The organism is Paenibacillus nanchangensis (assembly GCF_046543445.1).
In the GTDB taxonomy this organism is placed as follows: Bacteria; Bacillota; Bacilli; order Paenibacillales; family Paenibacillaceae; genus Paenibacillus_AQ; species Paenibacillus_AQ nanchangensis.
Genome location: NZ_JBHOFD010000026.1, coordinates 34,309 through 50,530, shown reverse-complemented (window position 1 = coordinate 50,530; position 16,222 = coordinate 34,309). Strand labels below are relative to the sequence as shown.

The 16,222-nt window shown below is 57.3% G+C and carries 13 protein-coding genes; 10 read left to right on the top strand and 3 right to left on the bottom strand.

Going from position 1 to position 16,222, the window contains the following annotated elements; all coding sequences use genetic code 11:
* Nucleotides 1–2,232 carry an MMPL family transporter gene (locus ACE6ED_RS20010; RefSeq protein ID WP_410829092.1) on the top strand — a complete coding sequence of 744 codons (2,232 nt, stop codon included), beginning with the start codon at nucleotides 1–3 and terminating at the stop codon, nucleotides 2,230–2,232.
* A gap of 112 nt (nucleotides 2,233–2,344) precedes the next feature.
* On the opposite strand, the gene ACE6ED_RS20005 is transcribed toward ACE6ED_RS20010, so the two are convergent.
* Both ACE6ED_RS20005 and ACE6ED_RS20000 read right to left on the bottom strand, forming a co-directional pair.
* Nucleotides 2,345–3,064 carry a 3-ketoacyl-ACP reductase gene (locus tag ACE6ED_RS20005; RefSeq protein ID WP_410829090.1) on the bottom strand — a complete coding sequence of 240 codons (720 nt, stop codon included), beginning with the start codon at nucleotides 3,062–3,064 and terminating at the stop codon, nucleotides 2,345–2,347.
* A 99-nt stretch (nucleotides 3,065–3,163) separates the two neighbouring features.
* Nucleotides 3,164–4,708 (bottom strand): FAD-dependent oxidoreductase, encoded by a 1,545-nt coding sequence (locus ACE6ED_RS20000; RefSeq protein WP_410829088.1) that lies wholly within the window; start codon nucleotides 4,706–4,708, stop codon nucleotides 3,164–3,166.
* Between the two features lie 194 nt (nucleotides 4,709–4,902).
* Here ACE6ED_RS20000 and ACE6ED_RS19995 point away from each other — a divergent pair, with 194 nt between their 5' ends.
* Genes ACE6ED_RS19995 through ACE6ED_RS19985 form a run of 3 tightly spaced genes read left to right on the top strand, consistent with a single transcriptional unit; the run spans nucleotide 4,903 to nucleotide 8,493 of the window.
* The gene (locus tag ACE6ED_RS19995; RefSeq protein WP_410829086.1) at nucleotides 4,903–6,312 is read left to right on the top strand and encodes a spore germination protein; all 1,410 of its coding nucleotides are present in this window, start codon (nucleotides 4,903–4,905) and stop codon (nucleotides 6,310–6,312) included.
* Nucleotides 6,269–7,405, top strand: coding sequence for a GerAB/ArcD/ProY family transporter (locus ACE6ED_RS19990; RefSeq protein ID WP_410829084.1), 1,137 nt, complete (start codon nucleotides 6,269–6,271; stop codon nucleotides 7,403–7,405). Before ACE6ED_RS19995 ends, ACE6ED_RS19990 begins: the two co-directional genes overlap by 44 nt.
* A complete protein-coding gene (locus ACE6ED_RS19985) occupies nucleotides 7,402–8,493 on the top strand; it encodes a Ger(x)C family spore germination protein (RefSeq protein WP_410829083.1) in 1,092 nt (363 codons plus the stop codon). The genes ACE6ED_RS19990 and ACE6ED_RS19985 overlap by 4 nt, the downstream gene beginning before the upstream one ends.
* Here ACE6ED_RS19985 and ACE6ED_RS19980 read toward each other — a convergent pair.
* The gene (locus ACE6ED_RS19980) at nucleotides 8,486–9,625 is read right to left on the bottom strand and encodes a GGDEF domain-containing protein (protein WP_410829081.1); all 1,140 of its coding nucleotides are present in this window, start codon (nucleotides 9,623–9,625) and stop codon (nucleotides 8,486–8,488) included. The genes ACE6ED_RS19985 and ACE6ED_RS19980 overlap by 8 nt on opposite strands.
* Nucleotides 9,626–9,846: 221 nt before the next feature.
* On the opposite strand from ACE6ED_RS19980, the gene ACE6ED_RS19975 reads away from it, so the two are divergent.
* The 6 genes from ACE6ED_RS19975 (at nucleotide 9,847) to ACE6ED_RS19950 (ending at nucleotide 16,075) form a co-directional block, all read left to right on the top strand.
* The gene (locus tag ACE6ED_RS19975) at nucleotides 9,847–10,239 is read left to right on the top strand and encodes a Fur family transcriptional regulator (protein ID WP_410829079.1); all 393 of its coding nucleotides are present in this window, start codon (nucleotides 9,847–9,849) and stop codon (nucleotides 10,237–10,239) included.
* A gap of 224 nt (nucleotides 10,240–10,463) precedes the next feature.
* Nucleotides 10,464–11,276 (top strand): uroporphyrinogen-III synthase, encoded by an 813-nt coding sequence (locus ACE6ED_RS19970; protein ID WP_410829077.1) that lies wholly within the window; start codon nucleotides 10,464–10,466, stop codon nucleotides 11,274–11,276.
* 87 nt (nucleotides 11,277–11,363) lie between these two features.
* Entirely contained in the window at nucleotides 11,364–12,023 is a 660-nt protein-coding gene (locus ACE6ED_RS19965) for a ThuA domain-containing protein (protein WP_410829075.1), read from the top strand.
* Between the two features lie 63 nt (nucleotides 12,024–12,086).
* Nucleotides 12,087–12,434 carry a phasin family protein gene (locus ACE6ED_RS19960; protein WP_410829073.1) on the top strand — a complete coding sequence of 116 codons (348 nt, stop codon included), beginning with the start codon at nucleotides 12,087–12,089 and terminating at the stop codon, nucleotides 12,432–12,434.
* 1 nt (nucleotide 12,435) lies between these two features.
* Nucleotides 12,436–14,106, top strand: a complete 1,671-nt coding sequence (locus tag ACE6ED_RS19955; RefSeq protein WP_410829071.1) for an ABC1 kinase family protein — start codon at nucleotides 12,436–12,438, stop codon at nucleotides 14,104–14,106.
* A gap of 439 nt (nucleotides 14,107–14,545) precedes the next feature.
* Complete coding sequence (locus tag ACE6ED_RS19950) at nucleotides 14,546–16,075, top strand: DEAD/DEAH box helicase (RefSeq protein ID WP_410829069.1); 1,530 nt, start codon at nucleotides 14,546–14,548, stop codon at nucleotides 16,073–16,075.
* The last annotated feature ends 147 nt before the right edge of the window (nucleotides 16,076–16,222 follow it).

Sequence of the window (16,222 nt, the reverse complement as noted above, 5' to 3'; positions counted from 1 at the left end):
ATGAAGGGTTTCGGGAAAGGAATTACAGGGCCAAAAGGCAGATGGGTCACCCTGCTCGTCTGGATAGCGGTGGCCGCTGTCCTGAGTATGGTATGGCCTCAAGTGAATTCCCGGGTGATCAACAATGCCGCCAATTTACCGGATGATGCTTTGTCGGTGCAGGCGGCCAAAATGGCGGAGCAGGAGTTTCCGGGCGGCAGCGGCGTGCCCGCACTGCTTGTCTGGCATCGTGAAGGCGGGTTGACGGACGCCGATCTTCAAAGTGTGGTCAAGGCTTACGGCTCATTTGAGGAGAAGCCGCTGCCGCATCAGGTCTTTGTGCCTCCTTTCGGCAAAATGGGGCCCGGAGCGCTTCCCGCGCTGAAGCAGTCGCTGTCGGAGGACGGCAGCACCCTGGTCACGCCGGTGCTGTTCGATAAAGCGGCCGACAGCAGCAAACTGAAGGAGGCGGCGGACAAGCTGAAGGAAGAGGTGCAGACCGTTACGGGCAGCGACCCTTCCGCCGAAGCGGTTGACGGCGGCAGCCTCAGCCTGCGTCTGACCGGTCCGGTCGGCATCTCGATTGACGCAAGCGGCCTGTTCAAGAATGCGGATGTATCGCTGCTGATCGCAACCGTTATTCTCGTGCTCGCCTTCCTGCTTGCGATTTACCGGTCACCGATATTGGCGCTGATTCCGCTGGTAGCCGTAGGCTTCGCGTACGGGGTAACCAGCCCGATTTTGGGCAGGATGGCCGAAACCGGCTGGATTACGGTCGACTCGCAGGCCGTCTCCATCATGACGGTGCTGCTGTTCGGTGCGGGAACCGACTACTGTCTGTTCCTGATCTCGCGGTTCCGTCAGGTGCTGAGGGTAGAGGAGCATAAAGGCAAGGCGCTGCTGAAAGCGATCAGCGATGCGTCGGGCGCCATTGCGATGAGCGGCTTCACCGTAGTTCTGGCGCTGTTCGCGCTGCTGCTCGCCCGCTACGGGGCCTATCACCGCTTTGCGGTACCCTTCAGCCTGTCGATTTTCATCATGGGAATCGCCAGCCTGACCTTGGTGCCCGCGCTGCTGGCTATCCTGGGAAGAACCTCCTTTTTCCCCTTTATTCCGCGGACACCGGAGATGGAAGCGCAGCGGGCCGCAGCCAAAGGCAAGCCGGTACCCCGGCGGAAAAAGGCCGCAGGGCAGGGAAAAATCGGACGGCTGGTTGTTTCCCGTCCCTGGCTGGTCGTCTGCGTAACCCTGGTGCTCCTGGGAACGGCGGCTTCCTTTACGCCGCAAATCAAGTTCACGTATGATCTGCTTTCCTCCTTCCCGGAGAAGATGGAATCCCGGCAGGGCTTTGCGCTGATCGGAGAGCAGTTTTCGCCCGGCGAGCTGGCTCCGGCCAAGCTGATGATCGACACGGAAGGCAAGGCGGACGGCGCGGATCTGAAATCGGTGCTGGGCAGCCTCTCCTATGTGGATGCCGTATCGGACGCGCAGGCTGGAGCGCAGAACCCGAATATTTTGGGTTTTGATATTGAATTTAATACCAATCCTTACGGACGGGAAGCCATGAGTCATATTCCGGCACTGCGGGCGACGGCCGGGCAGGCCTTGACCGATGTGGGAGTGGGCTCGCCGGAAGGCAAGGTGTGGATCAGCGGACAGACCGCGACTCAGTACGATACAAAAGAGATTCAGGAGCAGGACGACAAACTGATCATGCCGGTTGTCATCGGGATGATTACGCTGCTGCTGCTGATCTATCTCCGTTCGATAACGGCCACGGTTTATCTGGTCGGAACGGTGATTTTGTCCTACTTTTCGGCGCTTGGCATCGGTTGGCTTGTGATTCATCATATCCTCGGCGCGGACGCGATACAGGGCGCAATTCCGCTGTATTCCTTTGTATTCCTGGTTGCGCTTGGCGAGGACTACAATATCTTTATGATTTCGAGCATTTGGAAAAAAAGCAAAACAAAGCCGCTGAAGGAGGCCATCGCCGAAGGGGTATCCGAAACGGGGTCAGTCATCACTTCGGCCGGTCTGATCCTGGCCGGAACGTTCGCGGTACTGGCGACGCTGCCGATTCAGGTGCTGGTGCAGTTTGGCCTGATTACGGCGCTTGGCGTGCTGATCGATACATTTGTCGTCCGGCCGTTCCTCGTTCCGGCCATCACGGCGCTGTTTGGCCAGCATGCCTTCTGGCCGGGACGGAAACCCCAGCCGCAGGCGGATAAGGCGCTGGAATCAAACGGATAACACGTTTCATCTTTGAATAGCATGCAAAAACGCCGGCCGCTCCCGGGAGGGAGCAGCCGGCGTTTTTGTCATACCCATCTAGGATACTCAGCTACGATGGGCGAAGGGCAGTTTACTGCGGATTGGTGGTCCAAATGCCTGCCGTCTTCAGGAACACGCGGTCCGGCAGCTTCAAAGCGGCCAGCGTCAGCTCGGCAACGTCCTCCGGCTGCATCATCCGGTCTTCGTCGCCGATCGGCAGTCCGGCTTTTTCGGCCAGTCCGGTTGCAACTGTGCTTGGCGTCAGCGCAACGACGCGGATGTTGCTCTTGCGCACCTCCTGCGCCAGCGCTTCGGTCAGCCCCATTAGAGCAAACTTGGATGCGCAGTAGGCCGAGCCGGTGGCGAAGCCGCGTTCTCCCGCCGTGGACGAGATGTTCACGATGTTGCCGCTCTGGCGTTCCACCATGGCTGGCAATGCTGCGCGGGTCACGTAATAGGTGCCAAACAGATTGATCTGCATATGGCGTTCCCAATCCGCCGGGTCCATCTCCAGCAGGGTGCCAAACTGGGCAATGCCCGCATTGTTGATCAGCGCGTCAAAGGCTCCCAGCTCGTTCTGGATCGCTGCCACCGCCCGTTCCGCCTCCTCGCGTACGGAGATGTCCGCCGCGGCAACGCTGACTTTCACGCCGTAAGCTTCTTCAAGTCCCGCTTTCAGTGCTTCCAGATCAGCCGCCGTCCGGGAGATCAGTCCCAGGTTGGCCCCTTCCTTTGCCAGCGCAAACGCCAGCGCCTTGCCGATCCCTTTACCTGCGCCTGTGATGACCGCCGTTTTGCCTTTCAAATCCATGAAAATTACCCTCCCAAAGGTTAATTGCCACCATCCTGGCTAATGTCATTCGTCCATATTATACCTTATGGCATGGCGGATTGGCTAAGCGTCCGGCGTTCAGGGATTGAGACGGGAAAGCGGACGGGTAGCCGGTCCTTCGATCACATCGCCATCATAGGAAAAACGCGACCCGTGGCACGGGCAGTCCCAGGTGCGTTCGCCCGCATTCCATTCGCATTCACAGCCCATATGGGTGCAGGTCCGGTCGACCAGATGCAGGCCGCCTTCCGTGTCCCGGTAAGCGCCGACACGTTTGCCGTCGTGGCGGATTACGGCGCCTTCATCCGGCCCGAGCTCATCCGCCTTTTTATGCACGATTTCCACTTTGCCGGCAATCAGCTCTTTGGCGACATTTGCGTTTTCGGACACGATATTCTTAAGTCCGGGGTTGGCTTTAAAGCGCGAAGGACGATACAGCTCCGAATAAGGGTTATCCCGGCGCAGAATCTGATCGGTGATCATACGCGCCGCCAGCGTTGAGTTTGTCATGCCCCATTTTGCAAAGCCTGTGGCGATGTAGATTTCTTCGTCTTCGCTGCGGCGGCCAATGTAAGGAAGCATGTCCATCGTAATGAGGTCCTGGGCGGACCAGCGGTAGGGGATCGAACGAATTCCCAGCAGTTCACCGGCGAACAGTTCGAGGTTCTCATAGTGCTTGATCGTACAAATGCCTTGTCCGGTCTTGTGGCCTTCGCCGCCGACGAGGACAAGACGCCGGCCTTTCCAATCCACCGCCCGCAGTGACCGGCCCGGGCTGCCGGCGCTGTAATACATGCCGCCTTCGTAGACGGTCTCCGGTTCAACAGCCAGCACGTAAGAACGGTCCGCATGGAGACGCGCAAAGAACATGGAGCCTCCATCGTAAAAAGGAAAATGCGATGCCGAAACGGCGTGTTTGCAGCGGATCTTGTGTCCGCCGCTCTCTGTCGAGAGCACCAGACCGCCGTCTTTTTCGACGTCTTCGCCGATCATCGTATGCTCGTAAACCGTCCCGCCCATCTCCAAAAATGCGGAGAGCATCCCCTGAAGATACTGCAGCGGATGGAAGCGGGCCTGGTCCGGAAGCGTAATAGCGCCCTGCGCGCCCAGCGGCAGCGGGACGGAATCATGCCACACGCCGCCAATGCCAAGCTTCTCATACGCTTTGAATTCTTTTTCCAACTGGCGAAGCGTCTTATCGTCGCCTTTATCCGCATACAGGATCGCATCGTCGCGGACCATACCGCTTGATTCGGTAACCCCAAGCCGCTCCGCCGTCTCCACCATCCACTCTAACGCTTCATGGTTAGACCGATAATACAGCCCTGCATTTTCTTCCCCAAAATGGCTGATAAAGTCGTCATAGATCATGCCGTGCTGCGCTGTGATTTTGGCGGTGGTGAAGCCGGTGGTTCCGTTCAGAATTTCACCTGCTTCCAGAATAACGACCTTGAAGCCTTCTTTGGCGAGCAAATAAGCTGCGGTAATTCCCGTAATGCCTCCGCCCACTACTGCAACATCGGTAACCAGGTCCCCGGACAGCTTGGGAAATGAAGGCAGCTTGGTTGTGTCCTGCCACATCGAAACGGGAAACTGCGGCAGATGCTGCGATAATGTCTCCATACACGATCCCTCCACATTAGTGTAGTCATTTCATTTATTACCACTGCGCCCCAATTAGAAACTAGGCAATCTGATTCCTGGTTAGGGACCGCTCTCGGGAAGTGACGGCAAAGAGTTTGCCGGAATGTATCAAATGCATGAAAAAACGCCAAAATAAGCCAGCATCGCATAACGGAACGGCAGGAGGTACATCTGTGGCGGATAAAGCGGATAAAGCTGGCAAAGCGGACAAAGCGGACAAAGCGCAAAAAGAGGAAAGTAAAGGAGTATCCCTGGACTGGCTGAAACACCAGCTTGAGGGGTTTTCGGATAAAGTCGCAAAGACGCTGAAAGCTCCGGCGGGCGATTGCGAGCTCCTGTTCGTCAGAAGCCTTTGCGACTCCGTGGTTATCAGCCGTGATGTTGTCGTGCCATTTTATGAAGTTAAGGATCTGAGCGAGTATCAGGATTATATCGCTTCATTTCCCGGCTCCAGCCAGCCCAAATCGGACCAAGATGCATTGAGCGGCCTGTTGGACGGATATGTTTTTCTAAACATTCTGGGAGAATCCTACTTATTCGAAGCCTATAAGGCGCAGAACAGCAGCGTGAAGGAGACGCTGACGGAGAGTGTTGTCCAGGGACCCTCTGATGCGTTGACAGAAAACCTTCAGGTCAATCTGAATCTGGTCCGAAGACGTTATCCTACTCCCAAGCTCAAAATTGAGATGGTCACTATCGGCAAAACTTCAAAAACGAAGTCGGCGATCATTTATGATGAAGAACGCGTGAATCCTGATGTTCTGGACGAGTTGAAGAAAAAAGTGGACAAAATTGAAGCCGATATGATGCAGTCGATGGGGCAGCTGGAAAAAGAGGTGAGCGATGAGCATTTCCGCATCTTCCCGAAAACAGTGGTTACGGAGCGGCCTGACCGCGTTGTCTACAATTTAGCGCGGGGCAAAGTCGCTGTTCTGATGGATACGACAGGGTTTGCCCTGGTGCTGCCGACGGTGTTCACCGACTTTTTTGCAGCGATGGACGACCGCTACCAGCTTCCGCTGGTCGGCCGTTTCCTGAAGCTGATGCGCTACCTGGGGCTGGTGATGACACTGCTGATTCCCGCGCTGTATGTGGCGTTCACCTCGTATAACCCCGAGATTATGCGCATCCAAATCGCACTTCTGGTCGCGGGGAGCAGGGCTACGGTTCCGTATCCCTCGTTTGTGGAGGTGCTGCTGATGCTGCTGATGATGGAGTTCCTGACGGAGGCGAGTCTTCGGCTGCCCAAAGCGATCGGCCCGACGGCCACGACGGTAGGCGGCCTGATTCTTGGACAAGCCGCAACCCAGGCGGGACTGGTAGGTAACATTATGATCATTTTGGTTTCGGCGGTAGCCATTTCCAACTTTTTGATTCCGCTGAATATGATGAGCTTCGCCGTGCGTGTCGTGAAATACGCGTTCATTTTCCTTGCGGCGCTGTTTGGGCTTTTTGGAGTGGCGATTGGAGTGGTGGGGCTGATTATGTATTTATGCAATCTGCGCAGCTTTGGCCAGCCCTATATGAAGGTATTCCCGCTTGACCAGTTGGGACCTGCCAAGCGGGGTGGCGGCAATGGTTAAAAGCCGGTATTTCTATTACCTTTTTCTCATGAACAATCTGATTAATGTGATCAACTTTGTTCCCCGGGAGCTGATTCAGCGCCGTTTCGACGGAGCGCTGATGTCCATCGTCATAGCGGTGCCGGTGGGCTGTCTTACCGTGTATTTTTTCTCCCTGATGATGAGCAAATTTCCGGAGAAGACGATTCCTGATATTTTCCATGCGGGGCTGCCGAAGCCGGTGTCTGTGCCGCTGCTGTTTTTTCTGCTGTCCCTCTGGTATATCGTCGGTCTGATCACGCTCATTTCCTTTGTCGACATCACGCTGCGTTACATCAGTCCCGATGTTAATCCCTATATGGTAATGGGCGGCTTTCTTGTGGTTGTGCTCTTCTGCTGTCTGTTTGACAGCGTATCGCTGCTCTACGGTATTGAAGTGATTCTGTGGATGACTGTCCCTATGATCGTATATATGATCAGCAAAACTTTGGCCAGCCCGAATTTCAGCTGGGACGCTGTGCTTCAGACGTTCACCCACTTGTGGAAGGTTCCTCATCTCCAGGCATTATCGGCGGCCACGTTTGCCTTCAGCGGTTATGCTAATCTAGCTGTCTATAATAAAGTGCTGCAGGGCTTTCGGCCAAGACGAATCTGGATTTTAGCGATAGAGGGACTGATTGCGCTGCTGCTGACACTGCTGGTGCCGATCGGCATTCATGGTACCGTGGCGGTGGATCGCCATGCCTATCCCTGGTTTTCCGTCGCCGATAGTATCCGGATCGAAACCTTCCTGATCGAACGGATGCTGTATGTGTTTTATTTGGCCTACCTGGTTCTCTCAATGGGGAGCGTCATTATTCACTGGCATGTATGCCAGCAGCTGCTGAAGCAGGTCCATCCGTCGATGCCGCGCCTGTCGGAGACCAAACCCCGGATGGTCAACGGCGTCATTACAGGCGTATTTGCAGTGCTCGCGCTGATCAGTATGAGACTGGACCCCTATGACGCCAACCGGCTGGCGGAATGGTTTTTGAATGCCCGCTGGCTGGGAGAGCTGTTCCTGCTTGTGTTTTTATATTACTGTGTCAGAAAGCTGCGGAGGCGGGAAGGATGAAAAAATTACTGCTGCTGCTTACGCTGTGCCTTGCGGTTACAGGCTGCAATTTAAAAGATATCGACCGGCGTATGTTCGTCGTAGCCATCGGAGTGGATGCCGGAGAGAAGCCGGGCAGCTTTAAAATCAGTCTGAAGGCGGCGATCCCGCAGGGCGAGGCAAGTAAGGCGGATGAAAAAATGCAGATTTTGACGGAGGAGTCCGAAACGATCTCGGAAGCGCTGAGACGGATGAAGTCCAGGGTGGATAAGGAACTGGATTATGTCCACTGCAAGACGATTATTATCGGGGAAAAGCTGGCACGCACAGGCATCCGTCAGGTGGTCGACTGGGCGGTCCGGCGCCGGGACATTCAGTTGATCCTGAACTATGCTGTAGGCAGGCCTAACGCCTTAAAGGCGCTGGAACTGAAACCTGTTTCCGAACGCATTCCATCCAACGCCTTGATTATGGCCATGAGCCGCCAGGGGACGGAATCGCCGTTTATCGTCAGTGTGTATTCTTATCAGGTGATGCGGGATATGCATGAACAGGGTGAGGATCCGATTATGCCGATTATCGAGGCGGAGAGCGAAACCGACTTCCGGATCGAAAAGGCGGCGGTGTTTGATAAAGATAAAATGAAGCTGGAGCTTTCTCCCGAGGAGACCCGTCTCTATAATATGCTGCATATGAAGAATATCAAAACAAACCTCTCCGCTCCCTACGAAGGGGGGAAATACGAGTATTACACGGAAAACTCCTCCGTCAGCTATAAAATTCATACGCCGGCAGGGAGTAAACCTTATATCCGGTATAAAATAAAAATCACGGGTATTCTGGAGGAAGTCAGCACCGACGAAAAAATAACGCACGCTTTTCTCAGCGAACTGTCCAAAGCCGGCAAAAAAGACCTGGAAGAGAAAATCAACAAGCTGTTAGTGAAGGTCCGTGACTCCGGCCTGGACCCTTTCGGGTGGGGGCTGCGTTACGGTTCGCGCCACTGGAACAATGCTGATGAGATGAAAATATGGGAGGAGCTGTACCCCCGGCTTGAATTTAAGCCGGAGCCCCGGGTTGATATCAAATACTCGGGGATGATCAATTAACTGCCCGGGTACTGCGGACCCGGGGAATTGGCGGAGTGCCAGAGACCCGGTTCCGGCCGGCATGCTTGGCCTCGTACAGCGCCTGGTCAGCCAACTGGACAAGCTGCAGCCCGTCCGGCTCGTCCAGGCATTCAGGATAAGCTGCCGCGCCGATGGAGAGCGTTAACTGGATTTTTTGTCCTCCCGGAAGGGTAAACCGCTCCCGTTCAACCGCGGCGCGGATCCGCTCGGCCGCCTTTAGCGCAGCCTCCAGCCTGCAATCAGGGAGCAGAACCGTAAATTCCTCTCCTCCGTTGCGCGACACGGTGTCGTAAGACCGGGCCAGTGCGCGCAGCCGCCGGGCGAGCTGTTTCAGAACGGCGTCGCCGCCAGGATGTCCATACGTATCGTTAATCCGCTTGAAATGATCGATATCCAGAACAAGCAGAGAGACGCTGCGGCCAAGCCGACCGGCGCGGTTCATCTCCTTATCCAGGTGGCGGTGGAATTGGCGCAGATTGTTTAGTCCGGTTAGATAGTCGGTGGAAGCCCCCTCCTCCAGTTGAACGAACAGCTCGTTTGAACGCTGGATATGCTCGGCCAAATAATACACGGACAAACCGGCGGCGATAGAGATGGCGAACTGCAGCGGGAAGAAGGCCATGACCTCCCTGACACCGCCGAGGTTAAAGACCAGAACGGCAAAAGTCAGCGCCATACTCGCCAGGTTCATAAACGTCACTTTTCGCAGACGGGACCAAGGCGCGATGGATAGAAGGCTGCTGCATACCCCGCACAGCAGCAGTCCGCTTGCGGCCGCCAAGGAGGAAGAGTCCATACCATACAGAATCAATCTCCCGATGGAGATCAGCAGTGCCGAAATCAGCCCGGGCAGCCAGCCGATGTAGGCAGAGACCGTGACGATCGTTAAATGCCGCAGATTGGCGTATGACCCGTGGCCGACCGGGAAGGAATAATACATCAAAATCAGTCCAAACAGCCCGAACAGCAGACCGCTGTTGATGCTCACCGCTGCGGTGACCGGACGGTTGTGGAGGGCCAGCCGGCGGGACAAGATTCCGGAGAAGAAGATAAACGTCACCAATATACAAAAGTTAGCAAATAAGCTGTGCAGCATTGCTGGCGTATTCATTCCAGTGTCTCATAACCCTTCAAACGAAAATGGCGCCCCGGAGGCCGCTTTATAATTATAATTGTTATATCGGTAAAGTTGCCGAAAAAGAAAGAATTTTATCGAATTTTATAAAGAAAACCAGCAAAAGCTGCGGCTGGATTTCCCAGGCGTTGACTAGACTTGACCAATAACTCCAGAAGATTTATACTTGATCTAATAATAAAAAAGGGATGAGCGATATGAGAAACTTAAATTTGACCGCTCAGCGCCAGGCCGTTTACGAGATCGTCCGCCAGTCCCACGACCACCCGACCGCGGCGGACGTGATGAACCGTTTGGTGGAGCAAGGCCAGAATCTTGCTTATGGAACCGTATATAATTCGCTCCGTTACCTGACGGAAAAAGAGTTGATCCGGGAACTGAAGCTTGGCGAGGCCGCCAGCCGTTATGATGCACGCATGGACGATCACCAGCATATTCTGTGCGAGGTGTGCGGAGCTGTCGACGAAGTGATGACCCAGGTGCCGGAGGATTGGATGGAAAGTGTCGGGAAAGAAACCGGATACCGCATTAATCACGCCCATGTCGTGTTTGGAGGCGTCTGCCCGGCTTGTCAAAATGCTCGTAAATAACCGCAGCCATCACGGCTCGACCAGGAACAATATGAATGGCCGTATTAACCGGTAACCGCTCTTTAGATAGGGCGGTTTTTTTGCTGTTCAGGAACAGTGCTATCAGGGAAGATAAGCGCAGGGCCCTGCATTTCCCGGACGGGGTTTTCTTTCTCTACCGCAGCAAGTATACTGAGAGGCAACAAAAGCTCCCTTCGAAATAGGGAAGTAAGGAGTGGACGCATATGGCGGATCGATTGAAAGGCCTCAGAATTGCTTTAGCCGGCCCGCGCAAGGCCGAGGAAATGGCCGGTATGGTGACAAAAATGGGCGGAGTTCCGGTCCTTCGGCCGGCACAGGGGACAGTGTTCCTTGACGATGATGAGCTGCGCAGAGGGCTGCTGGATTGGCTGGATGCGCCGCCGGATTGGGCAATTCTGACAACAGGCATGGGTCTTGATGCGCTGTTTGCGATGGCGGAAACGCTGGATGGCGAGGAACGGCTGAAGGACGCTTTGTCCCGCTCGAAGATCGCCGCCCGCGGTTACAAGACAGTTAATGCGCTGAAAAAACGGGGGCTCACCCCGGATGTCCGCGATGACGACGGCAGCACGTCAGGCCTGATCCGCCGGCTGGAGCCTTACGATTTCGAGGGGAAATCTGTCGTGCTGCAGCTGCATGGCGACCCTGCCCCGCGCCTGACGGAATGGCTGGGCAAAGCTGGGGCACAGACACGGCAGATTTTGCCGTACCGGCATGTTCCGCCCGCCGACGAAGATCTTGACGCGCTGCTGACGGATATCACGGAAGGCGGAGTGGACGCCGTAGCGTTTACCAGTGCGCCGCAGTTCCGCTTCCTGATTGGCCGCGCGCGTGCAGCAGGACGGCTTGAGCAGCTGCTGGCAGCGCTAGAAGGGCCGGTGCTGGCGGTTGCGGTCGGACGGATCACGGCGGATGCGCTTGTGGAGGAAGGCGTCAAGCGGATCATTGTGCCTGAACAGGAACGGATGGGCGGAATGTTTCTGGAGCTTGGACGTTACCTGGAATCCCGCGGCTGAGGCAGTCCCAAACGGAATGGACATTGCCCGGGCTTTTCCTTAGAATATAGAAAAGTGCGCTGCGGACAAAATGATGAAGGAGGACTTATGGAGAAGAGAAAATGCCTGCTGCTGGGTGAATACACCCATCCCCGGTTTCATCCGCTTCAGGGTGTGGACCAGAAAATCGGCAGCATTCTAAATGATTTGATGACCGTTCAATGCTCCGAGAATAAAAAGCTGCTGCTCAGCGAACACATCGGCGGCTACGATCTGTGCATCGCTTATAACGAAATGTGGAACGAAAGTGTTTCTCCGCAGCAGACGGCGGGTCTGCTCAGCTATGTCAGCGGAGGCGGCGGATTGATCATCTTGCATATCGGTATTTCGCTCGGCAACCGGTATGAGCTGAGCCAGCTGATCGGCGCGAAGTTCAAGGGGCATCCCCCTTACGGACCGCTCAACTTCCGTGTCAATGAGCATGATATAACGGAAGGGATCGAGCCGTTTGTACTGGATGAAGAACCTTACCGGTTCGAATTTGACCCTTTTACCGAAAAGACGGTGCTGCTGGAATACGAAGCCGACGGGGAATGGCTGCCCGCAGCCTGGTGTCACAGCTATGGGCTCGGGCGTGTCGTGTACCTGATGCCGGGTCATCATGAACCGACCTTTACGCATCCGGTGTTCCGGACGCTGCTGCTGCAGGCCGCCAAGTGGGCATCCCGCATTCCGGAGGAACAGACCGGGCTGGGGCTTTCTTTTTGAATTATCCCGGCGATCCTGTATACTTTAACCATCCGTTACGATGAACCTTGGGAGGAAATGACCATGAGCGATTTGTTTAAAAAAGCAATCTCTTTAGGATTAGGCCTCACCATTGTCAGCAAGGAGAAGGTGGAGAAGGCGGTCGACGAGCTGGTGAAGCGCGGGGAACTGGCGCCATCCGAATCAAGAGCGCTGGTGGACCGGCTGATTGAGCGCGGGGAAGAGGAACGCGGGGTATTCAAGAATGCGGTCCAAGAACAGGTGCAGCGTGTCCTGAAGGAGCTGCAGGTTCCGTCCAAGCAGGATGTTGAAGCACTGGAGGCGCGAATCGCCGTACTGGAGCGCCGTCTGGCCGAGCTGGAGGGAATTTCCGAGCTCGAAGGCACGCAGCCGGACACGCGTACGGATTAAGATGGCTGTTCGGATCAGGCACGCCGGACGTTACCGGGCAATCGCCATGGCGCTTATGCGTCATGGCTTCGGGTTTATGGTGGAAGAATTGGGTCTTTCCAAGCTGCTGTCGCTCCCGCGCCGGCTGATGACCCAGGAGCCGCATGGAAGTCTGACGACCGGGGAGCGGCTTCGCCGGGTAATTGAGGACCTGGGCCCGACCTTTGTGAAGCTCGGGCAGCTTGCAAGCACCCGGTCCGACCTGATCCCGGAAGCTATTATCCGGGAGCTCATCAAGCTTCAGGACCATGTGCCGCCGTTTCCGTCCGAGACGGCGAAAACGATTGTAGAGCAGGAAATGGACCGCCCGATCAAGGCGGTATTCTCTTTTTTCGAGGACCAGCCGATGGCTGCCGCCTCAATCGGACAGGTGCACCGGGGCAAGCTGACCGACGGCACATTGGTTGCGGTGAAGATCCAGCGCCCGGGCGTGGTCCGGATGATGACCCGGGACCTGGAGATTCTGCGCGATCTCTGCGCGCTGGCCGAGAAACGGCTGGAGTGGGCGCGGCAATACGGGTTGGTGCGGGTGGCCGAGGAGGTCTCCCGGGCGCTTTTGGACGAGCTGGACTATAGCCATGAGGCCCGAAGCGCTGAGAAAATCGCCCAGCAGTTCACGAAGGACGATAATATCCAAATCCCGGCAATTTTTTGGGAGTGCACCTCCACAAAGGTGCTGACGATGGAATACGTAGAGGGAACGACGCTCAACCGGACGGATCAGCTGGCAAAAGAGGGGCATGACCTGAAGCAGATTGCCCAGCGGTTTGTCGACGCGATGCTGCAGCAGGTGTTTATCGACGGTTTCTTTCACGCCGATCCGCATCCGGGCAACGTGCTGCTGACCCCGGACGGGAAGCTTGCCCTCATCGACTTCGGTATGGTGGGCCGGCTCAGCGAGGAGATGAAAGACGGGCTGGCGGCGCTGGTCATCGCGCTGATGCGGAAGAATACCGATTCCATGGTCCGCGCCATCCTGCGCCTCGGCATCGTGCCGGAGGATGTGGACCGCGGGGCGCTGCATGCCGACATGGACCGCCTCCGGGATGAATACTACAACGTGCCGTTCAGCCAGGTCAGCATCGGCAAAGCGCTAAACGATCTGTTCGCCGTCGCGCGGCGCCACCGGCTGCTTGTACCGCCGGATCTGGCGATGCTGGGGAAAACGATGCTTACGCTGGAAGGCGTCGTCAGCGCGCTGGATCCCGGAATCAGCATCGTCCAGCTGGCCGAGCCTTTTGGCCGCCGCCTGCTTAAAGAACGCTTCAGTCCGGACCGTGTCCGGCGCAAGCTCTGGAGCGGAGCGGCCGATTTGGCCGAAAGTCTGGTGGAGCTTCCCGGACAGGCCAGACAGCTGTCTTCGGTCATCAGCAAAGGCAAGCTGAAGGTGGAGGTTGGCCTGCCGGAGCTGCAAAATCTGGTCGGCAAGCTGAACCGGATCGGCAACCGTCTGTCTTTTAGTATCGTGCTGCTCGCCTTTAGCATTATTATGGTCGGGCTAATTATCGGTTCGGCGCTGCGCGGCGATTCCTCCGTGCTGTGGAACTTCCCCGCCGTGGAGATCGGCGGCGTGCTGGCAGTGCTGATGTTCTTATGGCTGTTGTATTCGATTTTCAAATCCGGACGCTTTTAGCGCTATATTCCTTTATGCAGTGCGAAAACCGCCGTGCCTGCTCCGTACATAACAGGCTTTATAAGCCGGGAGCTCCTGCTGGAGGCGGCCGCTAGCCGTTGCGGGCGGCCTGTAACGGGCGTTTGTTCCAGGTGCGGCAGTCCGGGCGCTTGGCCGCTGATTGGCCGCCGGCTGCCCGCCGATGGGCGGCGGATCCATTTATTGATAGGAACGAGTAGGGGCGGAGGGACTCCCGGCATGAGTTCCCTCCGCCCTTGTTCCGCTCACCGCCCAGCGTACAAGGACCGCAAAGGGAAACCGCGGTTTTCAGACTGCACAAAGGTCATAAAGGGCGCACTGCTATAACGGCGGTCATCGGGCGCTAGTTTTACGCAGGAACGGGTAAAATGAAAGAAACCACACTAATGAACCAAACTACAGGAAATGAGAGGTGAGGAAGTTGCCGGGATTTAGAGAACTGGGAGTTTCCGAATTATTGACAGGCGCGCTGCGCCAGCAAGGGATTGTGACACCCACTCCGGTGCAGACGGAAGCCATTCCGCCGTTGACCGAAGGGAGAGACGTGATCGCTAGAGCGAAGACGGGAACCGGTAAAACGCTGGCGTTTTTGCTTCCCATATTGGATAAAATCAGGCCTGACCGGCCGTTCCCCCAAGCTTTGATTATGGCGCCGACGCGCGAGCTGGCGCTGCAGATCACCGAAGAAGCCCGCAAGCTGGCGGGCGCTACCGGCGCCAAAATCCTGGCGGTTTACGGAGGCCAGGACGTGGAGAAGCAGCTGCGCAAGCTCGAAGGCGGCCGGCAGCTGATTATCGGGACGCCGGGGCGGCTGCTCGACCATCTGAGACGCGGGACGCTGGAACTTGGCGGCGTAACGACGCTGGTGCTGGACGAAGCGGACCAGATGCTGCATATGGGCTTCCTGGAGGAAGTGGAGTCGCTTATTTTGGCGGTGCCGACCCGGCGGCAGACGATGCTTTTTTCGGCGACGATGCCGGATCCGATCAAACGGCTTGCGGCCAACTACATGAAGCAGCCGCTTGACATCGTGATCCGCAGCAGCTCTCCGATTCCGCTGGACAATATCCGGCAGCAGGTGATCGAATGCACCGACCGGCACAAGGAGCAGGCGCTGAAAGCGCTGCTCGACCGGGACCGGCCTTACCTGGCGATTATTTTCTGCCGGACCAAGCGGCGGGTGTCGAAGCTGAACGAAGCGCTGCGCGAAGCGGGTTATGACTGCGACGAGCTGCACGGCGATCTGTCCCAGAACAAGCGGGAGCAGGTCATGAAGACGTTCCGCGACGCCAAGCTGCAGCTGCTTGTGGCGACGGATGTGGCCGCCCGGGGGCTGGATGTCGAAGGCGTTACGCATGTGTTTAACTACGACATGCCGCTGGATGTCGACAGCTATATCCACCGGATCGGCCGTACGGGCCGGGCGGGAGGCAAAGGCAGAGCGATTACGTTCGCTTCGCCGCGGGACCGCGCCGGGCTTGAGATGATCGAGCGCGGCACTTCCCAGCGGCTGGAGCGCCGACGCTTCGTGAATGACGCCGGGGGCGGGGACTTCCTGCCGGTCGGCCCGGGCCAGGGGCAGGGCGGCGGCGCCGGCGGCAAGGCGAAAGGCCGCCCGGCAAGGGAGGCCAAGCCGGGCGCGCGCACGGGCCGCGGCGAAGGCCGGTCCGGCGCCGGCGGGTCCCGCAGCGGCGGATCCCGGGGCGGTGACGCCGCCGGGCGGGGCGGGCGCGCAGCCGGAAGCGGCGGCCGCGGAGACGGCGCACGCGCGGACGGCAGCCGGCGCGAGAACGGCCCGGCAGCTGCGGCAGCCGGACGCCGGGACCGCCCGGCTCAGGGCGCCCGGCGGGACGGCAGGCCGGCCGCGGGCGGACGTCCGGGCGGCGACCGGCGCGGAGGCGGCGGTGCACCCGGCGGGCGCAAGGGCAGAAGCAGCGGCCGGGGAAGATAAGGCCGCCGCTTTGCGGGCCGCCGTTAAGACATCGGCGGCCTGGCAAAAGGGAATTTGTTCCTGGACGGAACTTTTGGCAGGCCCGGTCAGTCTATAAACTGTGATACGGGGTGCTGCCCGCAAGACGAAGAATTACAGGAGGACCGC